Consider the following 25,360-nt stretch of genomic DNA (forward strand, 5'->3'; position numbering starts at 1 on the left):
GGACTTTTTCATCGACGTTTTTGGTGGAGGGGTTCCCGCAGCGCCGGAGGCGCGAGGAAACCCCTCCTCGAAAAACGTCGGAACCGAGACCCCTCCTCGAAAAAGGTCGGTTCAGTAGTCCCGGCCCCACCGGACCGCGTTGTAGTTCTCGTCGAGGTCGGTGTCGAGCGAGCGCTCGAACGCCCGGACCAGCGACCCGGCGCTCCCGCGGTCGATTGCGGCGAGGTCGTCGGCCTTCGCGACCGCCTGCGGCGGGCCGCGCTGGACCGCGACCTCGCTCAGGACCTGGCGCTCGATGCGCTCGCGGGTCTCGCGGTCCGCCGTGACCGCCCGCGGGGCCTCGACCTTGAATATCAGGTCCCGGCGGGGGTCGTACACCACGCAGAACGTGACCTGGTAGTCCTCGGGGTCGAGCTCGCGGTCGAGGTGCGGGTTGTCGGACTTGCTGAAGAACTCGTCCATCCCGCCGGTCGAGGCGAACCAGTTGGTGAGCGTGAGTTCGTCGGTCAGGCGCTCGAACTCGCCGTCGACGAGTTCGCGGCGCTCCAGAATCTGGGCGAACAGGCCCGCGTCGTGGGCCCACGGCACCGGCCCGAAGTCGGTCTCGCGCTTGAGCGTCCGGACGACCGCCTTCGAGGAGACGTTCTTGACGAACCCGGCGAGCGGGACCCCGCGGTCGGCGAACGCCTCGACCAGGTCGACGTAGTTGTCGAGGATCTGCTTGACGTGGGGCGACTCCTCGAACAGGTCGGTCAGCACCGAGCTCCGGTAGTACCACCGGAGCAGTCCCTTCGGGTAGATGGGGCCGTCGAGCAGCAGGAACTCCGAGACGCGGTCGGCGTGCTCGAGCGCGTGGGTGCTCTCGGCCAGGTAGAGCGCGAGCGCGTGGACCACGTCCTCCTCGTACTGGTTCTCGGGGAGGTGGGTGTGGACGATCTTCCGCCGGCTCCCGCCGTCGTAGGCCTCCCATTCGGTGCCGAACTTCTTCGAGGTGTCGTTCGAGTGGAGCGCCTTCACCACGGTCCGGCTGTCGTGGAGGTCGAGGTCCGACGGCGCGGCGCTCATCGCGGCGTGGGCCACGTCGAGCACCAGCCCGTTCTTGAACGGCCTGGGGTTGAGCGTCCCGGCGTCGAGGCCGTGGGTCGTCCCGAACGGCTCGTCCTCGAGCGCGATCTCCTCGGCGTCGACCCGACGGCGGGCCAGTTCGTCGACCGGTTCGAGGACTTTGTCGCCGTCGCCGTCCCGGAGCGGGTCGAGGAAGTGCTCCCAGACGGTCTCGGCCGAGTCCCGGTGGTCCTCGTCGTCGGCGTCGTAGTCGATGCGGTCGGCCAACCCCGCGATGCCGTCGAAGTGCACCGGGTCCAGCGTCATACCAACCGGATGCGGACCCACCGCCAAAAACCCCGCCGTTCGGACGGGGTTTTTGAGGTCCGGTCCCGTATCGCCGCCCATGACCCGATTCGACGCCGCGACGCCCGAGGAGCGCCGGAAGCTCTTCGCCGAGGCGATCGCGGCCCACCGCGAGCGCGGCAGTCCGTTCGCCACCTTCGAGGCCGACGCCGACGCGTCGGCGCTGGCGGCCGAAGCGGACGCGAGCGACGAGGAGAACGGCGATGCGGGCGAAAGCGCCGGCGCCGGCCCCGGCGGCACTGCCGACGCCGACGACCCAGAGGCGCTGCCGCCGTGGGTGCAGTTCGGCGACGGCGTCCTCAACCTCGACTGCACCGAGGACGAGCTCGACGAGCTCAAGTCGGTGCTCGGCGAGTTCCCGGCGTTCAAGATCGACGACATCACCCGGCCCGAGGAGGCCGAGGGGGTCAACGTCCGGGTGTCGGCGCTGGCCGACCCCAACCGGGTCGCCCAGTGCGTCGACCGCGTGTTCCGCGAGGTGTACGGCCAGCCCGAGTCGTTCCGAGCGTGGGTCGCCGCGGTCTGAAGCGACGAGGCCGGGCGGGCGCCGTGGGGCCGCAGGTCGGCGCCGCGGGCCATCGATCCCCGGACGGGCCGTAGCGGCCCTAGTCCAGGTGGACGTACGTCCGGGTCGTCCCGACGCCCTCGATCCCGTGGATACCGCCGGTGACCGTCTTCTGGAGGTCCCGGACCGTCTCGCCCTCGATCTCCGCGATGACGTCGTAGTCCCCCGAGACCACGCGGGCCGACGACACCCCCGGTACGTCGCGGATGGCGGCGGCGGCGTCCGCCGAGGCACCCGCGCCCGTGATTATCGCGACGTAGGCACGAACCATACCCCCGATACGCCGGGCGCCCCCAAAGCCTTACTGCCGGCCGATCGAGCCGGCGTCACAGCCGCCGACCGGGTCGCCGCACCGCCGGCCCGCCACACGAGGTTTCCGTCTCGGGACGCAACCGTGAACATGAGCCTCGTCGTGGAGTTCTCGGTTCCGACCGACGAGTTCGCGCTCGGGCACGCGCTCGACGCGGCGCCGGGGGTGCAGGTCGAGGTCGACCGCCTCGCCACCCACAGCAGGGAGTGGGTGATGCCGTTCGTCTGGGCGACGGGCGGCGACCTCGACGCGTTCGAGGGCGCGCTGGCGGACGACGAGACGGTCGCGAACGCCGAGACGCTCGACCGCCTCGGCGAGACCGCGCTCTACATGATCGAGTGGAACGAGTCGGTCGAGCGACTCGTCGACGCGATGGTCGACGAGCACGCCACCGTGCAGGACGCCGTCGCCGACGACGAGTGGTTCCTCAAGGTCCGGTTCGTCGACGACGACAAGCTCTCGTCGTTCCGCGACACCTTCGAGTCGAACTTCGAACTGGTCCGGAAGCGCCGGACGAACGAGCCCAGACGCGCCGATTTCGGCCTGACGCCCGAGCAGCGCGAGGCGCTGGTGGTCGCGTCGGAGCTGGGCTACTTCGCGGTGCCCCGCGAGGCCACCGTCGAGGACATCGCCGACCGGCTCGACATCTCGACGAACTCGGTCTCCCAGCGCCTCCGCCGGGCCCACGACGCGCTCGTCCGCAACACCCTGCTCGTCGACGGCAGCCGACGGGGATGAGCGTCGGCGGTCGGGGACCGGGAGAAACGTCGACGGCCGGCGACGGGGCTGCATTAATATCGAGGCCGAGGCCTTATGCTGGCGTTCTGATTATCGTGGCACGATGCGAACGATGGCAGCAGACACGGCGCGGACGGCGGGTCGACGTGCGACGGGGGGAGGACACGCCGACGGATGGGGGTAGCCACCGCCTTCGAGATCGAGGTGCCCGCGTCGGCGCTCGCGCTCGGGGAGACCTTCGAGCGCGCGCCCGGCGCGACGGTCAGGCTCGAGCGCACGGTCGGTCAGGCCGGCGACACGGCCGTGCCGTTCGCGTGGATCTCCGGCCTCGACTTCGACCGGCTCCCCGACCTGCTCGCGGCCGACCCGTCGGTCGCCGGGGCCAGACGGCTCGGCGCCGACGACGACGCCGAACTGTTCGAGATCGAGTTCGACGCCGGCATCTGTCGGTTCGCCGAGGCCGTCTTCGCCCGCGACGGGGCGGTGCTCCGGGCGTCCGCGACCGGCGGCGTCTGGACGCTCCAGCTCCGGTTCGCCGACCACGACGACGTGAGCGAGGTGTTCGACGAGGAGTTCCGCCGGGAGTTCGACGCGACCATCACCCGGCTCCACCGGACCAGCGACGCGCCCGCGGTCGGGACCGGCGTGACCGACAAGCAGCGCGACGCGCTGGAGACCGCCTTCCGGGGAGGGTACTACGACGTGCCCCGAGACATCGACCTCGAGGGCGTCGGCGAGCGGCTCGGCATCTCCCGGCAGGCGGTCTCCGAGCGGCTCCGCCGCGGCCACGAGCTGCTGGTCGCGGGCTTCCTCGGGAAGCGCGACGAGTGAATCGTCCGACCGGAGATTGAACCGGTACCGGCCGTTTTTCGGAGTTCCAGCGCCGGAAATCCCGGAATAGTCCCTCGCGGGACTCGGCGGCGAGAACGGTGGCCGTGCGCCTTATTGTCGACGCGACCCACTACGCGTTGTGATCGGCTAGACCGGTCGTTACCCTACAATGCCATACGAATTTGAATGCTTCCAGAGCGGCTGCAACTTCATGGTGCGGGCCGACACCGAGGACGAGATCGTACGGCTCGTCGAGAAGCACGCCGCCGATGAGCACGACCTCGACATCGAGGACGACGCCATCAGGGACGAGATAGAGTCAACGTAGACCATGGGCGACTGTCCGCTGGTCTCGCTCGTCAAGCGCGTCGAACTGCTCGACGCGCTCCGGGAGGAGCCGCGCACGGCCGGCGACCTCGAGCGCGACCTCGACGCCTCGCGGTCGACCGTCCACCGCGCGACCGAACGGCTCGCCGACGAGGGCGTCCTCCGGAAGGAGGGTAAGGCGTTCGAGCTCACCCGGTCGGGCCGGCTCGTCGCAGACGAGGTCGTCCGGTTCCGCGACCGGACCGAGACCGCCTGCGAACTCCGACCCTTCCTGGACGCCGCGGACCTGCGCGACGTCGACCTGCCGCTGGCCGCGCTCGCCGACGCCGCCGTCGTCAGCCCGGACGAGCGCCACCCCCACAGGGTGGAGGCGGCCATCCGCGACCGCATCCGGTCGAGCCGGTCGCTCCGGCTGCTTTCGGGGGTGGTCTCGCCGTTCTACCTCCGGGAGATCCACGACGCCGTGCTCGACGGCGCCGCCGTCGAGGCGGTCTTCGACCCGCAGGCCGTGGAGGTCCTCTTCGAGGAGTACGGCGGGCTGTCCCGGAACGCCGCCAGCGAGGGCGACGTCTCCATCGAGATCCACGAGGACTGCCCGTTCGAGCTGTTCGTCTTCGAGGACGCGGTCGGACTGGCCGCCCACGACGGCCGGGGGTTCCCCCAGCAGTTCGTGGTGTCGGAGTCGCCCGCGGTCCGCGACTGGGCCGAGCGGCTCTTCGAGCGGTACGAGAACGACTCTGAGTACGCGACCCTCTTCTGAGCCCGGCGGGCGGCGCCGACTTTCGGGACCGGTGGGGAACCGTCTCTGTCTGGCGATACTGTCTCCGGAGCCGTCGTTACTGCACGCGAGGTGGGTAGTAGCGCCGTTCGGGGATTCGATTCGGGTCCGACATGGAATCGACCGCCGCGACCCGCGTTTCAGCGCTGATAATTTTCTCTCCGGTGAAAAGGAGAGGATGATTAACTCTCTTTGAGAGTTGATTAACCAAACGGCAAGGTATAAAATCGGCAGGAAGCTAGGAGGAAGCCATGGTGACCACCGTGCGGACGCGACGTCGAGCAACGGCTGGAGGGGAGCCCGCGTGACGGTCGGGTTCGGCGGCTACGACCGGTCGGAGCCGACGTACGACCCCGAGACCGACAGCTACCGGCTCGACTACGACCCCGAGGCCGACCGGGACGTGGTGACGCTCGCGGTCCTCGCCGTCGCGGACGTCCTCGACGCGGACCCGACCGACATCCGCCCGCTGGCCGAGTCCGTCGACCCCGACGACCTCGCCCGCGCGATCCGACTCCGGGACGACGGCGAGGCGTCGCTCGGAAACGTGACGTTCCCCCTCGGCGACTGCCGGGTGACGGTGACGAAAGACGCGGTTATCCGAATCGAGAAGTTAGCCGAGACGGCCTGAACGCCGCACCACGGACCGCCCCCGGCGCGACCGTTCCGTTCCGCTCGGGAGCGACGACGGGTTTAGAAGTCCGGGGCCACTCGGTGCAAGCAATCGTGACCGCCGACCGCCAGCGCGGACTGTCGGACGCGACGGTCCGGTGCGACGGAGGGGCCGACCGGCCCGGGCTCGACGACCTGCTCGGACTGCTGGGGGACCGCCACCGCCGGCAGGTCCTCTACGAGCTGCGAGACGCGGACGACGTGGTCTCGATCGACGACCTGTCGCGCCGCGTCGCCGCGCGGGAGGCCGACTGCGCGCCCGAGGCGGTCCCCGAGGAGATGCGCGAGCACTTCGCCGCGCGGCTCCACCACCGCGACCTGCCGAAGCTCGCCGACCTCCACCTGGTCGAGTTCGACCCCCGGAGCGGCGACGTCGTCCCCGGCGAGGGGTTCGACCGGCTCCGGAGCTACCTCGAACTCGCCGAGCGCGAGGAGGCGAAGGAAGAGGACCGGAAGGACTGATTCTCCCCGCCGACCGGTCGGCGGGGCCGCCAGCGGTGACCGTCAGTTCGACCCGCCGCCGACCGGCGGCGCGCGGTCGACCCGCTTCGCGACGTCGACGGGGAATCGCGTGGTCGTCCCGCCGACAGCGAGGTTGTCGTAGTAGACGTCGAGGGTAGTCGGGTTGACCGCGTCGCCGTGGCCCACTCCGACCCGGACGAGCCTGGCGTCCGCGCCGAACCGCGCGACCACGTCGTCGAAGCTCCGGTCCTCGTAGCCGTCCTCGGTCTCGGTGTACTCGAACCAGCCGCTCGTGCCGCCGGTCTGGCCCCGCATCCGGGCGAGCACGTCGAACGTCCGCCACTCCTCGGTCGGCGCCTCGCCGCCCCCGCCGTAGGTGAGGTACATCCCGTGGCGGCCGTCGTCGTTCTCGACGACCAGGAACGTCTGGTCGGGCGCGAGCGCACCCGACCCGTCCCGGTTGACGTTGTTCGGCCCCTCGTAGTAGTCGTAGGCGAGCCGGTCGAGGCCGCCCAGCGTCGTCCCGGCGCTCGGCTCGGCGATCGAGGCGGCGTAGTCGACCGTCGAGTTCCCGCCCGAGGTGACGTGGATCGGCCGCGGGTGGGCGTCGTCGCGCATCGCCTCGGGCGCCGCCTCGACCCTCGCGGTGTAGGCGCCGTCGTCGTTCAGGTCGAACAGCGTGACCCCCGGCGGGAGGTCGGTGTCGACCTGCTGGCGGGCCGACCGGCCGCGCGCGTCGTCGGCGCTCCCGATCGCCGCGCGCTCGGCGACCGCGCCTCGCGTCGGCGTTCGCCGGTCGTCGGCGGTCCGGGTCGTCGTCCGATCGCCGGCCACCGCGCCGCTGGCGCCGGCGACTCCCGTCAGGGCGGCGAGGCCGCGCAGCACCGCGCGCCGCGTCCGATTGGTGGTCGGCGACACGTTTCGTCAGTCCTGGTCGATGTCGAGGGTCACCGTCAGCGGGCCGTCGGCGTCGGCGAACGCGATGGCGCCCGAGTAGTGGTAGTCGTCGACCGGGTCGTCGTTGCCCTCGATGGACCCGCCGACCTTGCCCCGGACGACGTTGTCCTCGATGGTGTCGACGCCCAGGGTGCCGGCCTCGGGCCCCTTCTCGACCTTGCCGGAGACCCGGAACTTGTACTCGACGCGCTCGTCGCCGCCCTCGATGGTCACCGTGTTCGAGAGCTTCTCGTGGTCGTCGTCATCGTCGTCGTCCTTCGTGGTGTCCTTGTAGAGGTCGCCGTCGACGTACACCTTGCCCGGTCCGTCCAGCTTGAGTTCCTCGATCTCTCCCTCGAACATGAAACTGTCACACCGCTTCTCGCTCGTAGCGCCCTTGGCGAACACGTCGCCGACCTTGTCCCACTCGTCGCTCTCGTACTTGCCCCCGCGCTCGAGGCTGTCCGAGACGCGGACGTAGTACTCGAACGTCTCGTGACCGGTCGCGCAGAACCGGATCTCCTTCTCGCCGCCGGCCGCGCTCGCGTTCCCGGCAAGGGCGGTGCCCGCGAGTCCGGCGGCCGCAGTGCCTTTCAGGACGGAACGCCTGTCGATACGTCCGTCGGTCGATTCTCCGTCTCCCTCGGTGTCGTTCATTGCTTCCACACCCCGTCAGCCCCTGCGGTCGCCAGCAGTTTCAACCCCGACGCCCCTCAACTCCGATTTCGCCGCCTTTCGGCCGACTTTACCCCGATTTAATCTCGAAACGGCGCGTTACGCGAGTCAATCCCGGATGGAACCGACCGCGAGGCGGTTTCGGTCGGCTTAGGGCGCCGGTGCGGTCACGTCCCGCCGAACGAGAGCGGGTCGGCCTCCTCCCACTCGGGCGCGAACGCCTCGCGGACGTCGGCCGCGAACTCGGGGTCCTTCATGTCGATCATCGCGAACGCCTCGCCCGGGCTCAGGGGGTTGGCCACCTCGATGCACACCTCCACGTCGTCGATGAGGTTGAACGCCCCGTCGAGGCCCCCGGTGGTCCGGACCGCGAACTCCGGGTGGTCGGCCATCGTGTCGATGTAGCGCTCGCCCACGCTCGGCGGCAGGGTCTCGACGACCTCGGGCGTCATGAGCAGCGAGATGCTCACGCCCCGGTCGAGGGCGGATTCGAGGTGGCGGGCCACCAGGTCGCCCACGTCGCCGATGTCGAACTGGGCCGAGGAGTCGCCCGCGACCATCACGATGCGGTCGTCGGCGGCGTCGAGCCGCTCGACCAGCAGGTCGACCGACTCCTCGGGGCCGACCGCGGCGGTCCAGAACCCCTCCTCGACCGGCTCGGCCGCGTCGAGTTCGTCGGTGAGGTCGTCGACGATGTCCTCGTACTGCTCGGCCTGCTCCTCGAGCTCCTCGAGCTTGTCGTCGAGCAGGCGGTTGAGCGCGGTGTCGGGCTCGACCGCGACGTACTTCTTGGGTCGGCTCGCGCTCTGGGAGCGCGCGAGGTTGTGGGTCTCGAGGCTGCTCAGCACGTCGTAGATGCGGCCCATCGGCACGTCGCTGGCGCGGGACAGCTCCTTGGCGGTCGTCGGCCCAGCGTTCAGCAGCGCCCTGTAGGCCCGGGCCTCGTACTCCGAGAGGCCGAGGTCTCGTAGACTCGCCATGTCGGACAGCAGACGCCCCGCCCCTATAAACTCTCGTATCGTTTCAAGTTTATAGTCGCGACGAGAACGCGACCGGCACGGGGTTCAGGTTCGGTCGCCCGACCCGTTGCCCTCGAGCTCCGGGTCGAACAGGTCCTCGACGGAGCAGTCGAAGTAGCGGGCCAGCTTGAACGCGAGCTCGATGGAGGGGTCGTAGCGGTCGCGCTCGATGGCGTTGATGGTCTGGCGCGTGACGTCGACCGCGGCGGCGAGGTCGGCCTGGCTGATGCCCTCCGCGTCCCGGCGCTCCCGGACTCGGTTCTTCATGAGCGGAACCGGAGGACGCCGTAGACGGCGCCGAACGCGACGTACACGGCGACGACCCCGTACAGCGCGTACCAGACCTCGGCGGGCAGCGCGTAGTCGGTGAAACGGGGCAGGAGGCGGCCGACCGACGCGACGACCGCCAGCACCGGCGCCAGCAGGGTCAGGGTGAGCTGGCTCGCCCGGCGCTCGAGCGCCCGGTCGCGCTCGTCGAACAGCGTGATCGACGAGCCGACCGCGACGGCGAGGAACCCCAGGACGCCGAGCCAGTAGACGGCCTCGCTGACCAGCGGGTAGCCCAGCACCTCCCGGAGGACGAGCCCGAGACCGACGCCCCCGGCCAGGAACCCCCACATCAGTCGCCGATGCGTGCGTCGCTTCGCGAGCGGATTCGGCTCGGTGGTCGATGTCGGTGTCATTGGTGAGGCGAGCGCGACGTAAAGCGCGCTTTACAGTAAAGCGTCCTTTACACACCGCCTTAACTCTACCGGTGGAATCGCACCTCGTCGAACGGTTGCGCGACCGAACATCCCCGAATACGTCCGTCTGCGACCGGCTACTCGGTCATCTCGGCGACCCGCTCGCTCAGCGCCTCGGGCGTGGTCACCGGCTCCGAGCGCTCGCCGTCGACGGTCACGTAGGCCGCGCCCGACTCGTACTCGTCGCCCTCGACCCCCGGAACCACGACCTTCTCGTGGTCGGCGACCCTGAGGGCGGCGCGGTGGAGGTCCGACCCGGCCTCGTCGGCGACTTCGACGAGCAGCGGGTCCCGACAGAGCCGGGCCGCCGCGGTGGCGTACGACGCGACCTGGACGCCGAACCGGTCGGCCGCGTCGGCGAACGCCGCGACCGCGCCCTCGGCGGCCTCCCGGTAGCGGTCCTCGCCCGTCAACAGCGCGAGGTCGGTCAGCGCGTCGGCCAGTTCGGCGTTGTGGTCGAGCGGCCGCAGCGGCCGGTCGAGCAGGCCCGGGCCCTCGCGGGGGCCGTCCACGAAGGCGCCGGCGTCGTCGCCGTCTTCGCGGAGTTCGTCGAGCGCGTAGTCCGCGACCTCGCGGGCCGCCCCGAGGTACCGCTCGTCCCCGGTGACCTGCCGGGCGGTCGCGAGCGCGCCCGTCAGGTGGGCGTGGTCGGCGAGCAGGCCCGACTCGCTGGCCTCGGTGTCGTCGGTCGCGACGAAGTGGGTGATCTCACCGCCGTCGACCAGTTCGGTCAGCGCGTAGTCGAGCGCGCGCTCGGCGTACGCGCGTGCGCGGTCGTCGTCGGTGTAGGCGTGGTAGGTCAGCAGGGCGTCGGCGGCCATCGCGTTCACGTCGGCGTAGGCGGTCTGGTCGACCGCCGGCGGGTCGGCGGCCTCGCGGTCGGTCGGCGAGAGGCCGTAGTACTCGCTGACGTCCGGGTCGTCGTCGCTCGCGCCCGGAGCCTGGCTGCCGGCGAACGCCTCGCCGGTCCACAGGGTCGTGGTCAGGTACTCGACGGTGCGCTCGGCCGGGTCGCGGTAGGTCTCGTCGCCGGTGTAGAGGTAGGCGTTGGCGTACGCCCGGACCAGCGCGGCGTTGGTCGAGCCCAGCTTCTCGTGGTGGACCTCCGACCAGTCGCGGCCCTCGGCGAACCGGAAGAAGCCGCCGTCGTAGTCGTCGTAGAGGTGCTGGCTGACCGCCGAGAGGGTGCCCAGCGCCTGCTCGCGCTCGCGCTTGAGCGCGAACTCGACGGTCCGGGGGAGCGGGAACTTCTCGCTGTCGCCCCACCCGCCGTAGCCGTCGTCGAACTTGTCGCCGAGCTGGCCGGCGACCAGCCGCTCGATCTCGGGCGAGAGCTCGCCCGCAGGCGGGTCCTCCCGGAGGCTGCGCGGGATGCGGGCGGCGTCCTCGCCCTTGTGGGTCCAGAGGTCCCGGACGCGCTGGACCACCTGGCGCATCCCGTCGACGCCGAGGTAGGTCGCGCCGGTCAGCAGGTCGCCGTCTGGCGTGCAGAAGACGGTCGAGGGAAACCCGCCGACGTTGTACCGCTCGCGGACCCGGGGCTGGCGGTCGACGTCGACGCGGATGGGGACGAACGAGTCGTTGACGTTCGCGGCGACCATGGGGTTGCTGTACGCCTCGCGGTCCATCTCGTGGCACCACGAGCACCAGGTCGCCGACAGCGAGAGCAGGACGGGGCGGTCCGCCTCGCGGGCCTCCGCGAAAGCGTCCTCGCCCCACTCGCGCCACTCGACTTTGGTCTCCTCGGCGCTGTCGTTCATGGTCGGTGGTTGGCGGCGGGCCGGGATGGGTCTTGCTATGTCGGAACTCCGGGCCGCGGCGGGGAGCGAGTCGGCGGGCGACCGGCGACCGCGAACGAGCCTCGGGCGAAGCGGTCGCTCCCCGTCTGCGTTCGCAGTCCGTGGTCGGGCTCGCGCGGAGAAAAGCCGCCGGCAGCGGTAGAGCTGCCGGCGACAGTCGAGCCGCCGATAACGGTAGACCTCAGAACTCCTCGTTCAAGTCGTTCGTCCCCCCGCCCGTACTCACGTCGGGACCGGTCTGGATGTCGACGCCCGGGAGCTGGGTGGCGGTCACGCCGGCCGTGTCGCCCGGACAGCCGACCAGACCGCTGACGATGTACGGCGTCCCCAGTTCGGGCGGCGTGTCCTGCTGGTCGACGTAGATCTGCTTGCGCTCGACCAGCTGCTGGGCGTCCACGTTCGGGTTCGTCCCGAAGAACCCGCCAAGCGCCCCCTCGTACTCGACGATGATACCCTCCCAGAGCGTCAGCCGCTCGGGCGGCCAGTCGGCGAACTCGCAGTTCTCGACCGCGCTCACGTCGGGGTTCTCGCTCGTCTTGTCGGTCAGCAGGATTATCTTCCGCTTGAGATCCGCGTTGAGTCGCTCGGGGTAGTTGAACGCCATTCGGCGGGCGAAGAGCGCCTGGTCCGGTTCGTCCTGCAGCGCGAAGCCGCCCAGGCCGAACGCCCCCACCGCGCTCTGCTTCAGGAAGCTCCGTCGGTCGATGTCGTTCTCCTCGGTCATTTCCCCATCCCGTTCGTGCCAGGGCGCGGACGCCCGTAACGGTTGTTGCCGCCTCGGGAACCCGCACCAAGAACAGTGACGGAGCGACCGGGTCCCCACGAATCCGCGGTCCCGACGCCCCGCCTCGGACGCCGCGAGCTACCCGGTGTTCTTCATCCCGGCCGCGATGCCCTTGACGGTCAGCCGGAGGGTGCGCTCCTCCTCGGGGGTGAGGTGGGACTGGCCGAGCAGCTGGGTCTGGAGCAGGTTCAGCGGGTCGACGTAGGGGTTGCGACGCGACAGGCTCTCCGCGAGCCACTCGCGCCGGAGCAGGCTGTCCCGGCCCGTGATGGCGGTCACGAGCTCGACCGCCCGGTCGTACTCGGCCTCGATGCGCGGGAAGAACCGGTCGCGGCGGTCCGCGGGCGCGAGGGCGGCGTACTCGGCCGCGATCTCGAGGTCGGTCCGGGCCAGCGCGAGCGCGGCGTTGTCGAGCGTCGTCCGGAAGAACGGCCACTCGTCGTACATCTCCCCGAGCGTGTCGAGGTCGCCGCCGTCCTCCAGGTACGCGTCGAGTCCCTCGGCGAGCGCGTACCAGCCGGGCAGGATACACCGGGCCTGGGTCCACGAGAACACCCACGGGATGGCCCGGAGGTCCTCGACCGTGCGCTCGCCCGACCGCGAGGCCGGCCGCGACCCCATGTTGAGCTCCTCGATGACCTCGATGGGGGTCGCGTCCTCGAAGTACGAGACGAACCCCTCGGTCTCGAGCAGGTCGCGGTACGCCTCCCGGGCGGCGTCGGCGGCGGTCTCCATCGCCGCCGACCACTCGTCGGGCACCGCCTCGGTCGGCTCGCGGATGGCCTCGTGGCGGGCGCGCACCTGGGCGTCGAGCATCTGCTCGAGGTTGCGCTCGGCGATGCGGGGGTTGGCGTACTTCTCGGCGATGGCCTCGCCCTGCTCGGTGAACTTGACCTGGCCGGTGACCGTCTCGTTCGGCAGCGCGAGCAAGGCGTCGTTCATCGGGCCGCCGCCCCGCGAGATGGAACCCCCGCGACCGTGGAACAGCCGGAGCGTCACGTCGTAGTCGTCGCAGATGGCCGCCAGCCGCTTCTGGTTGCGGTAGAGGCTCCAGTTGGCCGCCAGGAAGCCGTTCTCCTTGTTGGAGTCCGAGTACCCCAGCATGATCTCCTGGGTGCCACCTCTGGCCTCGATTGCGGCCGCATAAGCCTCGTTCTCGAACAGGGTGCCCATGATGCGCCGGGCGCCCGACAGCGCCGACTCGGTCTCCAGTAGCGGCACCACGTCGATGCCGGCGTAGCCCGGCAGGTCGACGACCCCAGCCTGGTCGGCGAGGAACAGCACTTCGAGCACGTGGCTGGGCTCCTCGGTCATGCTGATGCAGTAGGTGTCGATGGCCTCGGCGCCGTACCCGGCCTGCCAGTCGGCGGTCCGGTCGAACAAGGTGAGCACCCGGGCCGCGGTGTCCGAGAGATCGTCGGTGTCGGTCACGTCAATGATTGGATCGTCCTCCAGGACGGCCTCGGTCAGCACCTCGACGCGCTCGTCCTCGCCCATCGCCTCGTAGTCGATGCCCTCGCGAGCCAGCGCCTCGCCGACCGCCTGGGTGTGGTTCTCCCGGTGGTCGCGCAGGTCGAGGCTCGCCAGCGAGAGCCCGAAGGTGGCGACCCGCCGCCGGAAGGGGTCGACCTTCGCCTCGGCGACCGTCTCGGCGCCGTTGGCCCGGAGGCTCGCGGCGATGGCGTCGACGTCGGCCAGCAGTTCGTCCTCGCCCTCGTAGCCGCCGGGTCGCACGCCCCCGACCCGGTCGAGGCGCTCGCGCATCAGCTTCAGCTTCTGGCGGTAGGGTTCGTCGGGGTAGCGCTCCTCGGCCTCGGCGGCCACGCCGGGCATGCGCTCGCGGTCGGCCTCCAGGCGCTCGCGGAGGGTCTCGCCGACATCGACGCTCCGGTCGTCCTGGCTCAGCACGCCCGAGAGCCGCTTGCACTCCTCGCGGTAGCGCTCGACCACGACCTCGCGCTGGCGGTCGAGCGTCTCGGCGGTCACCTCGGGGGTGACGTAGGGGTTGCCGTCCCGGTCGCTGCCGGCCCACGACCGGAACTCGAACAGCTTCGGGATGTCGAGCGAGCCGAACTCCTCGCCGAGTTCGCGCTCGAGTTCGTCGTACACCTCGCCCACCACGTCGAAGAGGGTGTTCTCGAGGTACCACTGGACGTTGAGCGCCTCGTCGGTGACCTCCGGCCGGCGCTCGCGGACCTGCGGGGTCTGCCAGAGGCTGGTGACCTCCGCCTCGAGGTCGCGCTCGACGGCAGCCTCCTCGCGGTCGGTCAGCCGGCGCTCGTCGAGGGTCTCGATGTCGTCGGCGACCGCCCGGAGCTTGGCCTTCACCGTCTTGCGCCGGGCCTCGGTCGGGTGGGCGGTGAACGTGGGCTCGACCAGCACGTCGTCGAGCACCCGCTGGACCGTCTCGGGGTCCGCGCCCGCGTCCGCCAGCACCTCGGCGGTCTCGGCCACGCTGTCGGCCAGCGTCCCGTCCTGAGAGCCCTCGCGGACCGCCCGGACCCGCTCGCGCTCCTCGGCGAGGTTGATGAGCTCGAAGTAGGTGGCGAACGCGCGGGCCACGACGCCCGCCCGCTCGGGCTGGAGGCCGGCGAGCTGGGCCCTGAGCGGGTCTCGGCTCTCGGCGTCGCCCCGTCGGTAGTCGATGGCCCCGGTCCGGACCGACTCGACCACCTCGAACGCCTCGGCCGATGCCTGGTCCTCCAGCACGTCCCCGAGCAGCGCCCCGAGTTCGCGGACGTCCCGGCGCACGTCTCTGGCGTGGAGTTGCATGCCACGCCCTTCGTGACGGCGGGGCTAAAACGTCCGGAAGCCGGAAAAATTGCCACTCGATAACGAGTAAACTCTCAGCTCGTTTCCGCGAGGCGGTTCCAGCAGGAATTAGTTCCCGACGCCCGTCGGTCCGCGTATGAGCGAGGTCACCCTCGTCTACGACGACGACTGCGGCTTCTGCACGTGGTGGGCCGACTTCTTCGAGCGCCGGTCGGAGTTCCGGGTCGTGGGCTTCGCGGAGCTCACCGACGAGGAGCGCGACCGGCTCCCGGACGACTACGAGGAGTGCTCGCACCTGCTGGCCGACGGCCGGGTGTACTCCTGCGGCGAGTCGCTGGAGCAGGCGCTCGTCCGGTCGGACGTCGGGGAGGACGCGGGGCCGGTAGTCGGGTTCCTCCGGAGCTTCGAGGACTACGAACGGCTCCGGGAGAACGCCTACCGGGCGGTCGCGGACAACCGCGACCTGTTCGGGAAGGTCGTCTCGAAGACGCCGCCGGCGAGGCGAGAGTCCGAGGACCGCGAGTAGTCGGGGTCGAACGTCACCGGCGGCGGGCCCGACCCCGGGTCCGATGGCCCGTTCCGAGGTCGTCGCGCGACACCGGCCGGACGTAGCTGCCGACGCGCTCGCGGGACCACCACCGGCCGGTCTCGGCGCGCTCCTCGGGCGACGTGAACTCGTAGCGGTACCGGACCGCCCGGACGTGGGTCGGCGGCTCGTCGGGGAAGGGGTTCGTGCGAAGCAAGCCCAGCACCCGCTCGTCGCCCTCCAGGAGCTTCTCCAGCAGGCGCCCGAACCACCGGTGGCGGCCGGCCGAGGGCGACATCGCGGCGAACCAGAGCTGCCAGTCGAGCCGCAGGTGGTAGGGCGCGACCTGCGGCGGCCGGCGCTCGGGGTCGGTCGGCTTCCCCTCGAAGGTGTACGCCTCCCACTCGGTGTCGGGCGTTACCTCCTCGTCGCGCGTCCCCTCGACCACGATCTCGTAGCGCCGGCGGGTGATGGAGCCGAACGCGCCGTAGGTGTTGACGAGGTGGAGCGGGTCGAACGCGGTGTTCATCACCTGCTCGGACGAGACCATGTTGAGCGTCGGCCGGACGCTGAGCGCCAGCACCGCAGCGGTCACGCCGCCGACCGCGACCCAGAACCACAGGGGGAGCGCGACGGTCGCCGGCGCCGCGACCGGGAGGCCGAGCGCGCCGAACGCCCCGGTCAGCGCCGAGTCGGCGAACGTCGGGACCGCGAGCACCACCGTCAGCGCGTTGAGCCACGAGAAGTTGCCGGTCACCATCAGCCAGCCCTGGAACAGGACGGTGGCGACGCCCGCCAGCGCGGCGACCGGCTGGGGCGCGAAGTAGAGGAACGGCACCGCGAGTTCGACGACGTGGTTGACGACGACCGCGGCCCTGTGGACCGACGCCGGCAGGTGGTGGACGTACCAGCTCGCCGGGTTCGGCATCGGCTGGGTCTCGTAGTGGTACTCCATGCAGGTCAGGTCGCGCCAGCACTCGTCGCCCCGGAGCTTGATGAGGCCCGCGCCGAACATGTTGCGGAACAGCACCCACCGCAGCAGCCAGACGACCGGCCACGCGACCGCGAACGGGCCGGCACCGAGGAAGACGGCGAGGAAGCCGGTCTCGAGCAGCATGGACTCCCAGCCGAAGCCGTAGAACACCCGGCCGGCGTTGACGAACGAGAGGTAGAGCCCCCACAGCGCGGTCCAGAGCGCCATCGACGCCGGGAGGACGAACTGTCGAGGGAGCCACGAGGGCGCGCCGACGAGCGCGAGCGCCGAGAGGCCGACGCCCGCCCACGCCGCCAGGCCGACGGCGCGGTCGGAAGGGAAGAAGTAGAAGAGGCTCGGACGCTCGCGGAACTCGGCGTGCTCAGCATACTCGTCGAGAGGCAGCAGGCCGTCTTCGCCCGCGAGCGCCCGGAACTGGTTCGCCGCGACCAGGAACGCCAGCAGGTAGATGACCGCGAGCCCCCGGTGAAACAGGAGCCGGACGAGCCAGTAGCTCTCGGGTCCCCAGAGGGGCATGTGTGTCGGTGAGCGCCCGGACGCTCAAAGGCGTGACGAGACGGCCGAAACGAGGCGACGGTCGCTACGGTTCGGTGACGGTCACCAGGCCGGTGCTGTCGACCGTCACCTCGTAGCCGGCGTACGCGAACTCGACCGCCCCGGTCCGCGAGTCGTCGACGTGGCGGAACAGCGCGTCGAGCGCGTCGGGGTCGACCGCGTCGTAGAGCGGGTCGAGCCGCTGGTCCGGGTCCTCACCGGCCGAACTCCTGTCGGAGAACGCCGCGACCGCGCGGACGACCGCCTCCGAGAGCGACTCGTCGCTCGCCGCCCGATAGTAGTACGTGTCGCCCGTCCGCCACCCGTCCCCGGCGTCGCTCGCTGATGTCATGGTGACGAGTAGGGCGCGGCCGACCGAACGCCACCGGGTTCACCCAGTTATCGGTTTAAGTATCCCCCGCCAGCGCGAGGGTGTTGCGGAGCAGGTTGCGCTGGCCCCGCCGGAGCCGCCGGGAGAGCGCGGTGGTCGAGACGCCCAGGTCGTCGGCGATCTCGGCCATCTTCGCGGCCCGCGGGACGTCGAAGTAGCCGGCCTCCAGCGCGCACAGCAGCGCCTCGCGCTGGGGGTCCGTGACGCCGTACCGGTTCGCGACGCCGCCGTCGTTGGCGACCGCCTCCTCGTCGTAGAGCTGTTCGAGGCCGAACGCCATCCCCCGCTCGCGGCAGGCCTCGCGGAACGCGGCCAGTGCCTCGCGCGACGGGAACCGGGCCAGCATCTCCAGTCGGTCGGCCGTCAGGGAGAGGTCGATGATCGTGATGTCCTGCTCGACCACGATGGAGTGGAGCATCTGCTGGCGGGTCTCCTCGCCGAGCGTGACCCGGTAGAGCCGGCGGTCGGGGAGCGCGGTGAGCCGCTCCCAGTCCGCGACGGCGGGGTCGTCGGTCATCGCGGCTTCGTAGGTCTCGAAGTCGTCGCCGGAGGCCCAGAAGATGACCCGCCACGCCTCGTCGGAGTCGGGACGGACGTCCTCGAGCGTGGCCACCATGTCCGGGACGGCCGAGAGCGCGACCTGGCCGGGCTGGGAGTCGGTCTCGACTCTGCCGATGAGCCCCATGAAGGTTCGTTATGGTTCGGGCGGGGAGAGTATTTCGCCGAACCCCGCGAGAAGTGAGAGGTCCTCCATCTGACGGGGCGACGGCGGATCGGCGCCTAGCTGTACTCGCGCCACCGGTGTCCGCACTCCTGGCACTTGAAGAACCGCGTCGGCGGTTCGTCGGCGGCGCCGGTCTGCTTGATGGTGTACCACGCCTTGCCGTGGCCGCACTCCTCACAGGTCACGTCCTCGGCGGTGGGTTTGCCCTCGAAGTTGGCGTCCTCGGAGGTCTCGATGACGTCGTCGTCGGTCTGGGCCTCGGTGGAGACGAACTCGGCGGCCAGTTCCTCGTCCTTGGCGTCGGTGTGCTGGCAGTCGTCGTTCGAGCAGACCATCTTCGACCCCATGGACTTCATCATGGAGCCGCATTCGTCGCAGAACTGCATACCCGGCGCTAGCGGGCGACTCCCCATAAGCGCCACGCTCGGCGCCGTCTCGTCGGGGAATCTCCGGGACAGGAGCGCCCCGCGGTCGGACGAACCCCGAGCCGGCTCGTTCGCGCCGTCACGCCATGCGGGACGCTTACGGTCCCGGACCACGAAGGCCGGATCGTGCAGGAAGACCGGCTCTTGTTCGGACTGGCGGCGGTCCTCGCGGGCATCGCCACCCTGGAGTTCGTCCTGGCGTTCGTCTACACCCCCGCGCTGTTCGCCATCGCCGTCCCGTTCGGCGTGGCCGCCTACCTGGTGTGGTACCACGCCAGCGGGCGGCTCCGCGAGCGGGTCGCGAGCGGCCGGGCCGGGAGCTACCGGCGGGCCGAGACCGAGACCGGCGGCTTCGGCGCCGGCCCGCGGGACTCCTTCACCGGGCGGCGGGGGTTCGACGCCGACGGCGGCGGGACGCGGGCGGGGCAGGCCGGCGGGCGACGAGCCGCAGGTGCCCGGGGGGCACGCACCGGCCGGGGCGGCGCGGCGAGCGCGGTCCGGGACTCCGGGCCGAGCGCGGCCGAGGCCTACCGCGTCCTGGGGCTCGACCCCGACGCCGACGGCGAAGCGGTCCGGCGGGCCTACCGCGAGAGGGTCAAGGAGGTCCACCCCGACCGGGAGTCCGGCGACGAGGAGGAGTTCAAGCGCGTGAAGGAGGCCTACGAACGCCTCCAGGCGCGGAACTGAGGGCCGAACTCGGCCTCGACGACGCGGTCCGACTCCGGCAACCCCGCAGGCAGCGCGGGTATCACCAATCGGATTTATTACGGATGGGTCATAACACGTCGCTTACTTTCACCCCGCCATGTCAGCGAGACTTCCCCGACTCCGCGCCGCCGCCCTCGTCACGCTGCTGCTCGCGGCGGCCGTCGCGCCGGCCGTCGGCGCGAGCTCGACCGCCGCGAGCGCCTCCTTCTCGCCGACGGTCACATACGGGGTCCGGGGCGACGTGGCGAACATCACCGTCCAGGCCTCGGACGGCGGTATCGTCAACATCGGGTCGCAGTCAGAGGCGTTCTGGATGCAGGTCAAGGTCGGCAACGGGAAGACCCAGCTCAGGTTGAACACCTACCGGGCGGGCGTCGCGGACACCGAGGCCGAAGTCAAGCGGGCGCTGTCGGGCGGTACGGTGGTCCGCGCCGCGCCGACCCCGGTCGACAAGCCGCTTGAGGCCGCCAAGTACGATCTGAACGTCACCAGGGACGGCCGGGAGATCGCGCTCGGAAAGCTCGTCCTCGACGAGCGGGCGACCAACGGCATCGACGCCCGCATCGCGCCGTCGTCGCTGAAGGTGGCGGAACTGAAGAAGAAGTCGAAGATCGTCGGGGCGACGAGGGCGCCGTGGGGGAACAACTCGGTCGCCCGCGGCGACTGGCTCGCGGTCCACGTCAACGCAACCGGGCTGAAGGGGCTGTTCGCGTACAAGGGCCTCGGCAGCGCGAGCGGCGTCGACCTCCGGTTCGAGCAGACCGAGGGCGTCATGAACGCCGACCTGAACGAGTTCGACGGGGACGACGCCGAGCGGTTCGTCCCCGTCGAGGACGGGTTCTACGTCTTCGTGGACACCGACGAGCACGACATCGAGGCGCGCGACCGGTACAACGTGAGCTTCGTGATCGAGGCCGGTAGCAAGCTCTCGAAGCACAAGGAGGTCGTCTCCACCTCGTTCAGGGTCGCCCCCAGGAGGGTCACCGTCGAGCGAAACGGGCCGGGCGACGAGGTCGTCGTGGAGGGCAAGGCGACCATCGCCGGAACCACGACGCTGACCCCCGGCTCGACCATCAACGTCACCGTCCGGGACGACGGGATGCCCCCGTTCCACCAGTCGCGGACCGTGCGGGTTTCGGCCAACCGGACGTTCGGGACCGCCATCGACTTCTCGGACCTCCAGCCCGGCCGAACGTTCGAGATCAGACTCGTCGACCAGGGCCGGACCGTCCCCGGTATGGTCGAGCCCGAGGAGACGACGACGGCGGCCCCCAACACGACGACCGCGACGACGATCACGACGGTACCGACGACCACGACGACTACCGCGGCCACGACGACAACCACCGCGACGACCACGGCCGAGGGCCTCACGCAGGCCGCCGGACCGGGCACCGAGCGCCCGCTGCGCCAGCAGGCCGTGCGCGAGGGCGGCGAGGAGAGCAGCGGCGGCCCCGTCCCGGGGTTCGGCCCGACCGCGGGCGTCGTCGCGGTGCTGGCGGCCGCCGTGCTGGCTGCCCGGAGGGGACGAGGGAGATGAATTTTTATACGGTGACTGATGATATGAACGCGAACGCGGTTCCCCGCGCGGTGAAATAATGTTGCAGGGATTGGACGAGTCCGAGTTCGGCCAGTTCGTCGCGGCCCTCTGGGAGCGGCAGGGCTGGCAGACCCAGGTCAAGCGCGACGACGGCAGAGTGTTCGTCGCGGTCCAGCGACCGTCCACCGGCGAGGAGGGCCTGCTGTGGGCGCTCGCCGGCGACGGCGAGGTCGGCGGCCAGCAGGTCCAGCAGTTCGCCAAGCTCTGCCAGCAGTACGAGGTCGGGGAGTCGGCCATCGTCACCGCGGGCGAGATCTCGGACCACGCCGAGAAGGTCTCGGAGGGGACCGGCGTCGACCTGCTCGGCAGCGAGGGCATCGCGACGATACTCGAGCGCAAGGGGTGGACCGACCTCGCCGAGCAGTACGGCGGCGACGGCGACGCCGACGCGTCGGACGAGAGCGACGGCGAGGGCGGCAACTCGCCGGTCGACCGGGTACGGGCGGTCGGCGCGCGCGCGAAGGCGACGGTCGGGGGCGCGCTCGGCGGGAGCGTCCCGACGAAGCCCGTGCTGGCTGTCGTGGTCGTCGCCGCGGTGCTGGCCGCCGGCGTGCTGGCCGGAGTCCCGCTGCCGTTCCTCGGCGGAGGCGGCGGCCCCGTCTCGGCCGAGAACGTGTCGCCGCCCAACAGCACGTCCACCCTCCGGGTCTCGTGGAACGCCAAGGCGGTCGACGAGATCGACCCGAACCGGACCGACGAGAGGGCCTACTACCCGCCGGCGGGCGAGCAGTTCGTCCTGGTGGCGATGCGCGTCAACAACACCGGCGAGGGGACGGTACCGGTCAAGCAGGCCGGGTTCGAGCTCCGGGTCGACGGCGAGACCTACTCCCACCAGCCGCTGCGGGACCACGACGGCTTCATGGACTTCTCGATGTCGCCGGGCACCTACTACGCCGGCTGGACCGTCTTCTCGGTGCCCGAGGGAGCCGCGGGGACGCTGACCTACGACCACAACGTCAGCGACACCCCGGTCGCGGTCGAGTTCGTCCACGACTCGGACATCGCGGTGAACGAGACGCAGCTGTAGCAGCGGGGCGGAAGCGGTTCTGATTGTACCTGTGCACGTGCCTGTGTGGCGGCTCGACAACCTACCGCGACGCCGCCGGTAGCCGACGCGCGCGAACGGAGGCGTACGGCCCGGTACGGTGGGAAACGTAGACTTGCGTTCGGGCAAGGCTTTTGACGGCTCCTCCCTAACCCGGTCGTATGTGCCCTAACCGGGCCGTACTGCAAAGCGCCCTCGAACGCGGCGAACAGGAGGGCGGCAGCGTCGAGTTCAAAGAGCGACTCACCAAGGAGCTCCACCTGGCCGACGGCCGGATGGAGAGCCTGGCGGCCCAGCTCCGCCACCGGGTGCTCTCGGGCGACGGCGAGGCCACATACGTAGTCGGGGTGACCGACGACGGCGGCATCGCGGGGATCGACCACGACGACTTCTCGGAGTCGATGGACGTGCTGAGCCTGCTCGCCGAGGAGGCAGGCGCCCACATCGAGGACGTCCAGACGTGGGGAATCACCGACGGCACCATCACCACCGAGGGCGAGGCCGACGGTCTGGTCGGAGTCGCGACCGTCCGCGAGGGCGCGATGCTCGACACCGACAGCGAGCACATCGTGGTCGGGACCGCGGGCCACGTCGACCACGGCAAGTCGACGCTGGTCGGGTCGCTCGTGACGGGGCAGGCCGACGACGGCGAGGGCGGCACCCGCGGGTTCCTCGACGTCCAGCCCCACGAGGTCGAGCGGGGGCTGTCGGCCGACCTCTCGTACGCCGTCTACGGCTTCGACGGCGACGGCCCGGTCCGGATGGACAACCCCCACCGTAAGTCCGACCGCGCGCGCGTGGTCGAGGAGAGCGACCGGCTCGTCTCGTTCGTCGATACCGTGGGTCACGAGCCGTGGCTCCGGACGACCATCCGCGGGCTGGTCGGCCAGAAGCTCGACTACGGCCTGCTGACGGTCGCGGCCGACGACGGGCCGACCAAGACGACCCGCGAGCACCTCGGCGTACTGCTCGCGACCGAGCTCCCGACCATCGTGGCGATCACGAAGGCCGACGCGGTCGACGACGAGCGCGTCGCGGAGGTCGAGCGCGAGGTCGAGCGGCTGCTCCGGGGCGCGGACAAGACGCCGCTACTGGTCGACCGTCACGGAGTCGACGCCGCAGTCGAGGAGATCGGCGAGAGCGTCGTCCCCATCGTCACGACCAGCGCGGTCACCAAGGAGGGGCTCGACGACCTCGACGAGCTGTTCGAGCGGCTCCCGAAGACGACCGCCGACTCGGGCGAGTTCCGGATGTACATCGACCGGACCTACTCGGTGACCGGGGTCGGCGCGGTCGCCTCCGGCACCATCATGTCGGGCGAGGTCGAGGCCGGGGACGAGCTGCTGCTCGGCCCGATGGCCGACGGGGCGTTCCGCGAGGTCGAGGTCCGGTCCATCGAGATGCACTACCACCGGGTCGACAGGGCCAAGGCGGGCCGCATCGTCGGCATCGCCCTGAAGGGGGTCAGGGAGGCCGACGTCGAGCGCGGGATGGTGCTGCTGCCCGGCGACGCCGACCCCGACCCCGTCCGGGAGTTCGAGGCCGAGGTGATGGTGCTGAACCATCCGACCCGCATCGGCGACGGCTACGAGCCGGTCATCCACCTCGAGACCGTGAGCGAGGCGGTGAAGTTCCACCCCGCCGAGGGGCAGTTGCTGCCCGGCGACTCGGGGGCCACCCGAGTCCGGTTCAAGTTCCGGCCCTACCTGGTCGAGGAGGGCCAGCGGTTCGTCTTCCGCGAGGGCCAGAGCAAGGGCGTCGGCACCGTGACCGACGTGAACCCGGGCGACGCCCCGGCCGCCGACGACTGAGCCGTGGGCCGCGACCGCCTCGTCGGTCTGGCCGCGAAGGGGCTGGCCGGCGTCCTGTTCGCGCTGAGCCTGATCGGGCTCGCCTTCGCCGTGCAGACCGGCGACGACCTCGTCACCGCGCTGTTCGGGGCGTACCTGACGGGGCTGCTGTTCGCCGGGGTCCTTCGCGACGCCACGAACGCCCGGAGCTGGCAGCTCGCGTTCTTCGGCGGCGTCGCGGTCTGGGGCGGCTGGGAGTACGCCGCGTCGGGCGACCTCGTCTCGCTGCTGCTCGCGGCGATGGGGGTCGTGATGGTCGCGGTGGCTGCGCTGAACCTCCGATAATTAGTCATATTGAAGCCGATACGAAAGAGAAGTCTTCCGTCGTAACTTGGACCATTTATAAGATGTAGAGTACGGCAGCAACTGCAATCAAGAAAACGACTAGCTTTGTCGCAAGCCACCAATAGTTGACAGACTCCGTTCTGGTAGTGCTGTTTTGGTTCTCGTATTTCCGTACTTCATTGATGTTCGAAAATGTAGGAGTATCGTCTCCATCTTCAGCCCCGTTATCTAATTCCGAGTCATCAACGCCATCATCAGCCCGGGTTTCTAATTCCGAGTTGCCATCTCCGACAGCACTAAACTGCTCCCTGCCGCAGACCTTGCATTGGGAGGGTTGCTCGTCGTGAGCTTGTTTACAATGGTTGCAGATCCATCTCTTCAAGTATGAGGAATCAGAAGTTGCTGAAGAGGTCCGATTCCCCTTGGTCCTTGGTTTCTTTTCCTCCTCACCAGTGCTGACCTGCTGAAGAATTGTGTGCCCGCAATTTCGACATTCCTCGGGGTTCTTGCGGTGTTTAGTATCACATTTTGCGCACCGCCATTTCTTGCTGAACAGCCCCATTTGGCCGATTTCTACTCACGTCAGGACTTATAATCTTGGATAGGTTTTGTTCTATCCCTCGCGCCGAGACGGGTGGGCCAGCTCACCGCACCCACGGCGGACGCCCGCTCCCGGCCAGCCGCTCCAGCGACGACAGGGCGTGGTGGGGCTCGGGGACGGGCTCGACGCCCGACTCGGCCGGCACCCAGACCGACCGGAGCCCGGCGGCGTGGGCGCCCGCCACGTCCGAGGAGAGCGAGTTGCCGACGTGGACCGCCCGGTCGGCCGCCGCGCCGAGGTCGGCCAGCGCGACCTCGAACGGCTCGGGGTCGGGTTTGGCCGCGGCGTCGTGGCCAGCGAACACCACCGTCTCGAAGCGGTCGGCCAGCCCCGCGGCCGCCAGCTTCGTCGCCTGCATCTCGGGCGGCCCGTTGGTCACGACCCCGAGCGCGTGGTCGGCGGCGAGGGCGTCGACGGCCTCGACCGCGCCCGGCAAGTGCTCGACCCGGGAGTGGTCCCGCTTCGCGGCGAAGGCGTCGGCGACCCGGCGGCCGAGGTCGGGGTCGCGGCCGCGGTCCGCCGCGATGGCCGCGAAGCAGTTCGCCCGCCCCTCGGCGATCGAGACGCCCGGGCCGAGGTGGTCGTCGTACCGGTCGAAGTACGCGGTCGCGTCGAAGAACGGGTCGACCCCGACCGACTCGAAGGCCAGGTCGAGCAGTTCCGCGGGCGAGCGCTCGTACTCCACCAGCGTCCCGTCGAGGTCGAAGAGGACGGCGTCCACGTCGGCGGCGCTACCGTCACTCCCGACGGGGTCGGCGGCCGTGCTGTCGGCGGCGGGAACTTCGCCGGCGGGTGCAGTGTCGTCGTCGGACATGTCGTCGGGCGGAGGTCGGACGCCGAGGGCGAAAATCGTGTC

The 25,360-nt window shown here is 70.3% G+C and carries 29 protein-coding genes; 13 read left to right on the top strand and 16 right to left on the bottom strand.

All coding sequences use genetic code 11. From position 1 onward, the window contains the following. Positions 1-111: 111 nt before the first annotated feature. Complete coding sequence (locus DVR07_RS12010; protein WP_115797525.1) at positions 112-1,371, bottom strand: DNA double-strand break repair nuclease NurA; 1,260 nt, start codon at positions 1,369-1,371, stop codon at positions 112-114. 79 nt (positions 1,372-1,450) lie between these two features. On the opposite strand from DVR07_RS12010, the gene DVR07_RS12015 reads away from it, so the two are divergent. Then, positions 1,451-1,936, top strand: coding sequence for a hypothetical protein (locus DVR07_RS12015; protein WP_115797526.1), 486 nt, complete (start codon positions 1,451-1,453; stop codon positions 1,934-1,936). A gap of 79 nt (positions 1,937-2,015) precedes the next feature. On the opposite strand, the gene DVR07_RS12020 is transcribed toward DVR07_RS12015, so the two are convergent. Then, positions 2,016-2,246 carry an Lrp/AsnC ligand binding domain-containing protein gene (locus DVR07_RS12020; RefSeq protein ID WP_115797527.1) on the bottom strand — a complete coding sequence of 77 codons (231 nt, stop codon included), beginning with the start codon at positions 2,244-2,246 and terminating at the stop codon, positions 2,016-2,018. 129 nt (positions 2,247-2,375) lie between these two features. Here DVR07_RS12020 and DVR07_RS12025 point away from each other — a divergent pair, with 129 nt between their 5' ends. From DVR07_RS12025 to DVR07_RS12050, 6 genes are all read left to right on the top strand, one after another. After that, positions 2,376-3,023: a helix-turn-helix domain-containing protein gene (locus DVR07_RS12025; protein WP_115797528.1), complete on the top strand. Its 648-nt coding sequence runs from the start codon at positions 2,376-2,378 to the stop codon at positions 3,021-3,023. Between the two features lie 174 nt (positions 3,024-3,197). After that, on the top strand, positions 3,198-3,854 hold the full coding sequence (locus tag DVR07_RS12030) for a helix-turn-helix domain-containing protein (RefSeq protein ID WP_115797529.1): 657 nt from the start codon (positions 3,198-3,200) through the stop codon (positions 3,852-3,854). A gap of 169 nt (positions 3,855-4,023) precedes the next feature. Beyond that, positions 4,024-4,182 (top strand): DUF1059 domain-containing protein, encoded by a 159-nt coding sequence (locus tag DVR07_RS12035; RefSeq protein WP_115797530.1) that lies wholly within the window; start codon positions 4,024-4,026, stop codon positions 4,180-4,182. 3 nt (positions 4,183-4,185) lie between these two features. Next, positions 4,186-4,941 (top strand): helix-turn-helix transcriptional regulator, encoded by a 756-nt coding sequence (locus tag DVR07_RS12040; protein ID WP_115797531.1) that lies wholly within the window; start codon positions 4,186-4,188, stop codon positions 4,939-4,941. A gap of 322 nt (positions 4,942-5,263) precedes the next feature. Further along, a complete protein-coding gene (locus DVR07_RS12045; protein WP_115797532.1) occupies positions 5,264-5,590 on the top strand; it encodes a HalOD1 output domain-containing protein in 327 nt (108 codons plus the stop codon). Between the two features lie 83 nt (positions 5,591-5,673). Beyond that, the gene (locus DVR07_RS12050) at positions 5,674-6,093 is read left to right on the top strand and encodes a DUF7344 domain-containing protein (protein WP_162829542.1); all 420 of its coding nucleotides are present in this window, start codon (positions 5,674-5,676) and stop codon (positions 6,091-6,093) included. A 42-nt stretch (positions 6,094-6,135) separates the two neighbouring features. Here DVR07_RS12050 and DVR07_RS12055 read toward each other — a convergent pair whose 3' ends face one another. The 8 genes from DVR07_RS12055 to ppc form a co-directional block, all read right to left on the bottom strand. After that, positions 6,136-7,011, bottom strand: a complete 876-nt coding sequence (locus DVR07_RS12055; RefSeq protein ID WP_115797534.1) for a hypothetical protein — start codon at positions 7,009-7,011, stop codon at positions 6,136-6,138. A gap of 6 nt (positions 7,012-7,017) precedes the next feature. Next, the gene (locus tag DVR07_RS12060) at positions 7,018-7,686 is read right to left on the bottom strand and encodes a hypothetical protein (protein ID WP_115797535.1); all 669 of its coding nucleotides are present in this window, start codon (positions 7,684-7,686) and stop codon (positions 7,018-7,020) included. 185 nt (positions 7,687-7,871) lie between these two features. Beyond that, positions 7,872-8,684: a TrmB family transcriptional regulator gene (locus DVR07_RS12065; RefSeq protein ID WP_115797536.1), complete on the bottom strand. Its 813-nt coding sequence runs from the start codon at positions 8,682-8,684 to the stop codon at positions 7,872-7,874. A gap of 84 nt (positions 8,685-8,768) precedes the next feature. Further along, positions 8,769-8,990: a helix-turn-helix transcriptional regulator gene (locus DVR07_RS12070; protein ID WP_115797537.1), complete on the bottom strand. Its 222-nt coding sequence runs from the start codon at positions 8,988-8,990 to the stop codon at positions 8,769-8,771. Then, positions 8,987-9,406, bottom strand: a complete 420-nt coding sequence (locus DVR07_RS12075) for a DUF2178 domain-containing protein (RefSeq protein ID WP_240147530.1) — start codon at positions 9,404-9,406, stop codon at positions 8,987-8,989. The genes DVR07_RS12070 and DVR07_RS12075 overlap by 4 nt, the downstream gene beginning before the upstream one ends. Positions 9,407-9,543: 137 nt before the next feature. Next, a complete protein-coding gene (locus DVR07_RS12080; protein ID WP_115797539.1) occupies positions 9,544-11,226 on the bottom strand; it encodes a thioredoxin domain-containing protein in 1,683 nt (560 codons plus the stop codon). 220 nt (positions 11,227-11,446) lie between these two features. Then, positions 11,447-11,989, bottom strand: a complete 543-nt coding sequence (locus DVR07_RS12085) for a hypothetical protein (RefSeq protein WP_115797540.1) — start codon at positions 11,987-11,989, stop codon at positions 11,447-11,449. Positions 11,990-12,127: 138 nt separating this feature from the next. Then, positions 12,128-14,821 (bottom strand): phosphoenolpyruvate carboxylase, encoded by a 2,694-nt coding sequence (gene ppc, locus DVR07_RS12090; protein WP_115797541.1) that lies wholly within the window; start codon positions 14,819-14,821, stop codon positions 12,128-12,130. A gap of 136 nt (positions 14,822-14,957) precedes the next feature. Between ppc and DVR07_RS12095 the strand changes: the two genes are divergently transcribed. Then, a complete protein-coding gene (locus tag DVR07_RS12095) occupies positions 14,958-15,347 on the top strand; it encodes a thiol-disulfide oxidoreductase DCC family protein (protein WP_115797542.1) in 390 nt (129 codons plus the stop codon). Positions 15,348-15,360: 13 nt separating this feature from the next. Here DVR07_RS12095 and DVR07_RS12100 read toward each other — a convergent pair whose 3' ends face one another. From DVR07_RS12100 to DVR07_RS12115, 4 genes are all read right to left on the bottom strand, one after another. After that, positions 15,361-16,857, bottom strand: coding sequence for a lipase maturation factor family protein (locus DVR07_RS12100; RefSeq protein WP_115797543.1), 1,497 nt, complete (start codon positions 16,855-16,857; stop codon positions 15,361-15,363). A gap of 64 nt (positions 16,858-16,921) precedes the next feature. Further along, the gene (locus DVR07_RS12105; RefSeq protein ID WP_115797544.1) at positions 16,922-17,227 is read right to left on the bottom strand and encodes a HalOD1 output domain-containing protein; all 306 of its coding nucleotides are present in this window, start codon (positions 17,225-17,227) and stop codon (positions 16,922-16,924) included. A 55-nt stretch (positions 17,228-17,282) separates the two neighbouring features. Continuing rightward, on the bottom strand, positions 17,283-17,951 hold the full coding sequence (locus DVR07_RS12110; RefSeq protein WP_115797545.1) for a helix-turn-helix domain-containing protein: 669 nt from the start codon (positions 17,949-17,951) through the stop codon (positions 17,283-17,285). A 95-nt stretch (positions 17,952-18,046) separates the two neighbouring features. After that, positions 18,047-18,376: a transcription factor S gene (locus DVR07_RS12115; protein ID WP_115797546.1), complete on the bottom strand. Its 330-nt coding sequence runs from the start codon at positions 18,374-18,376 to the stop codon at positions 18,047-18,049. Positions 18,377-18,541: 165 nt separating this feature from the next. Here DVR07_RS12115 and DVR07_RS12120 point away from each other — a divergent pair, with 165 nt between their 5' ends. The 5 genes from DVR07_RS12120 (at position 18,542) to DVR07_RS12140 (ending at position 23,903) form a co-directional block, all read left to right on the top strand. Beyond that, positions 18,542-19,102 (top strand): J domain-containing protein, encoded by a 561-nt coding sequence (locus DVR07_RS12120; RefSeq protein ID WP_115797547.1) that lies wholly within the window; start codon positions 18,542-18,544, stop codon positions 19,100-19,102. 118 nt (positions 19,103-19,220) lie between these two features. Further along, positions 19,221-20,663: a BGTF surface domain-containing protein gene (locus tag DVR07_RS12125; RefSeq protein WP_115797548.1), complete on the top strand. Its 1,443-nt coding sequence runs from the start codon at positions 19,221-19,223 to the stop codon at positions 20,661-20,663. A gap of 58 nt (positions 20,664-20,721) precedes the next feature. Further along, positions 20,722-21,750 carry a restriction endonuclease gene (locus DVR07_RS12130; protein ID WP_115797549.1) on the top strand — a complete coding sequence of 343 codons (1,029 nt, stop codon included), beginning with the start codon at positions 20,722-20,724 and terminating at the stop codon, positions 21,748-21,750. A gap of 179 nt (positions 21,751-21,929) precedes the next feature. Continuing rightward, complete coding sequence (locus tag DVR07_RS12135; protein WP_115797550.1) at positions 21,930-23,579, top strand: GTPBP1 family GTP-binding protein; 1,650 nt, start codon at positions 21,930-21,932, stop codon at positions 23,577-23,579. 3 nt (positions 23,580-23,582) lie between these two features. Further along, positions 23,583-23,903 carry a hypothetical protein gene (locus DVR07_RS12140; RefSeq protein ID WP_115797551.1) on the top strand — a complete coding sequence of 107 codons (321 nt, stop codon included), beginning with the start codon at positions 23,583-23,585 and terminating at the stop codon, positions 23,901-23,903. Between the two features lie 55 nt (positions 23,904-23,958). Here DVR07_RS12140 and DVR07_RS21620 read toward each other — a convergent pair whose 3' ends face one another. Next, a complete protein-coding gene (locus DVR07_RS21620; protein WP_162829543.1) occupies positions 23,959-24,465 on the bottom strand; it encodes a hypothetical protein in 507 nt (168 codons plus the stop codon). Between the two features lie 82 nt (positions 24,466-24,547). Then, positions 24,548-25,318, bottom strand: a complete 771-nt coding sequence (locus tag DVR07_RS12145) for an HAD family hydrolase (RefSeq protein WP_115797552.1) — start codon at positions 25,316-25,318, stop codon at positions 24,548-24,550. Positions 25,319-25,360 lie beyond the last annotated feature (42 nt).

It is taken from the genome of Halorussus rarus, assembly GCF_003369835.1.
GTDB lineage: Archaea > Halobacteriota > Halobacteria > Halobacteriales > Haladaptataceae > Halorussus > Halorussus rarus.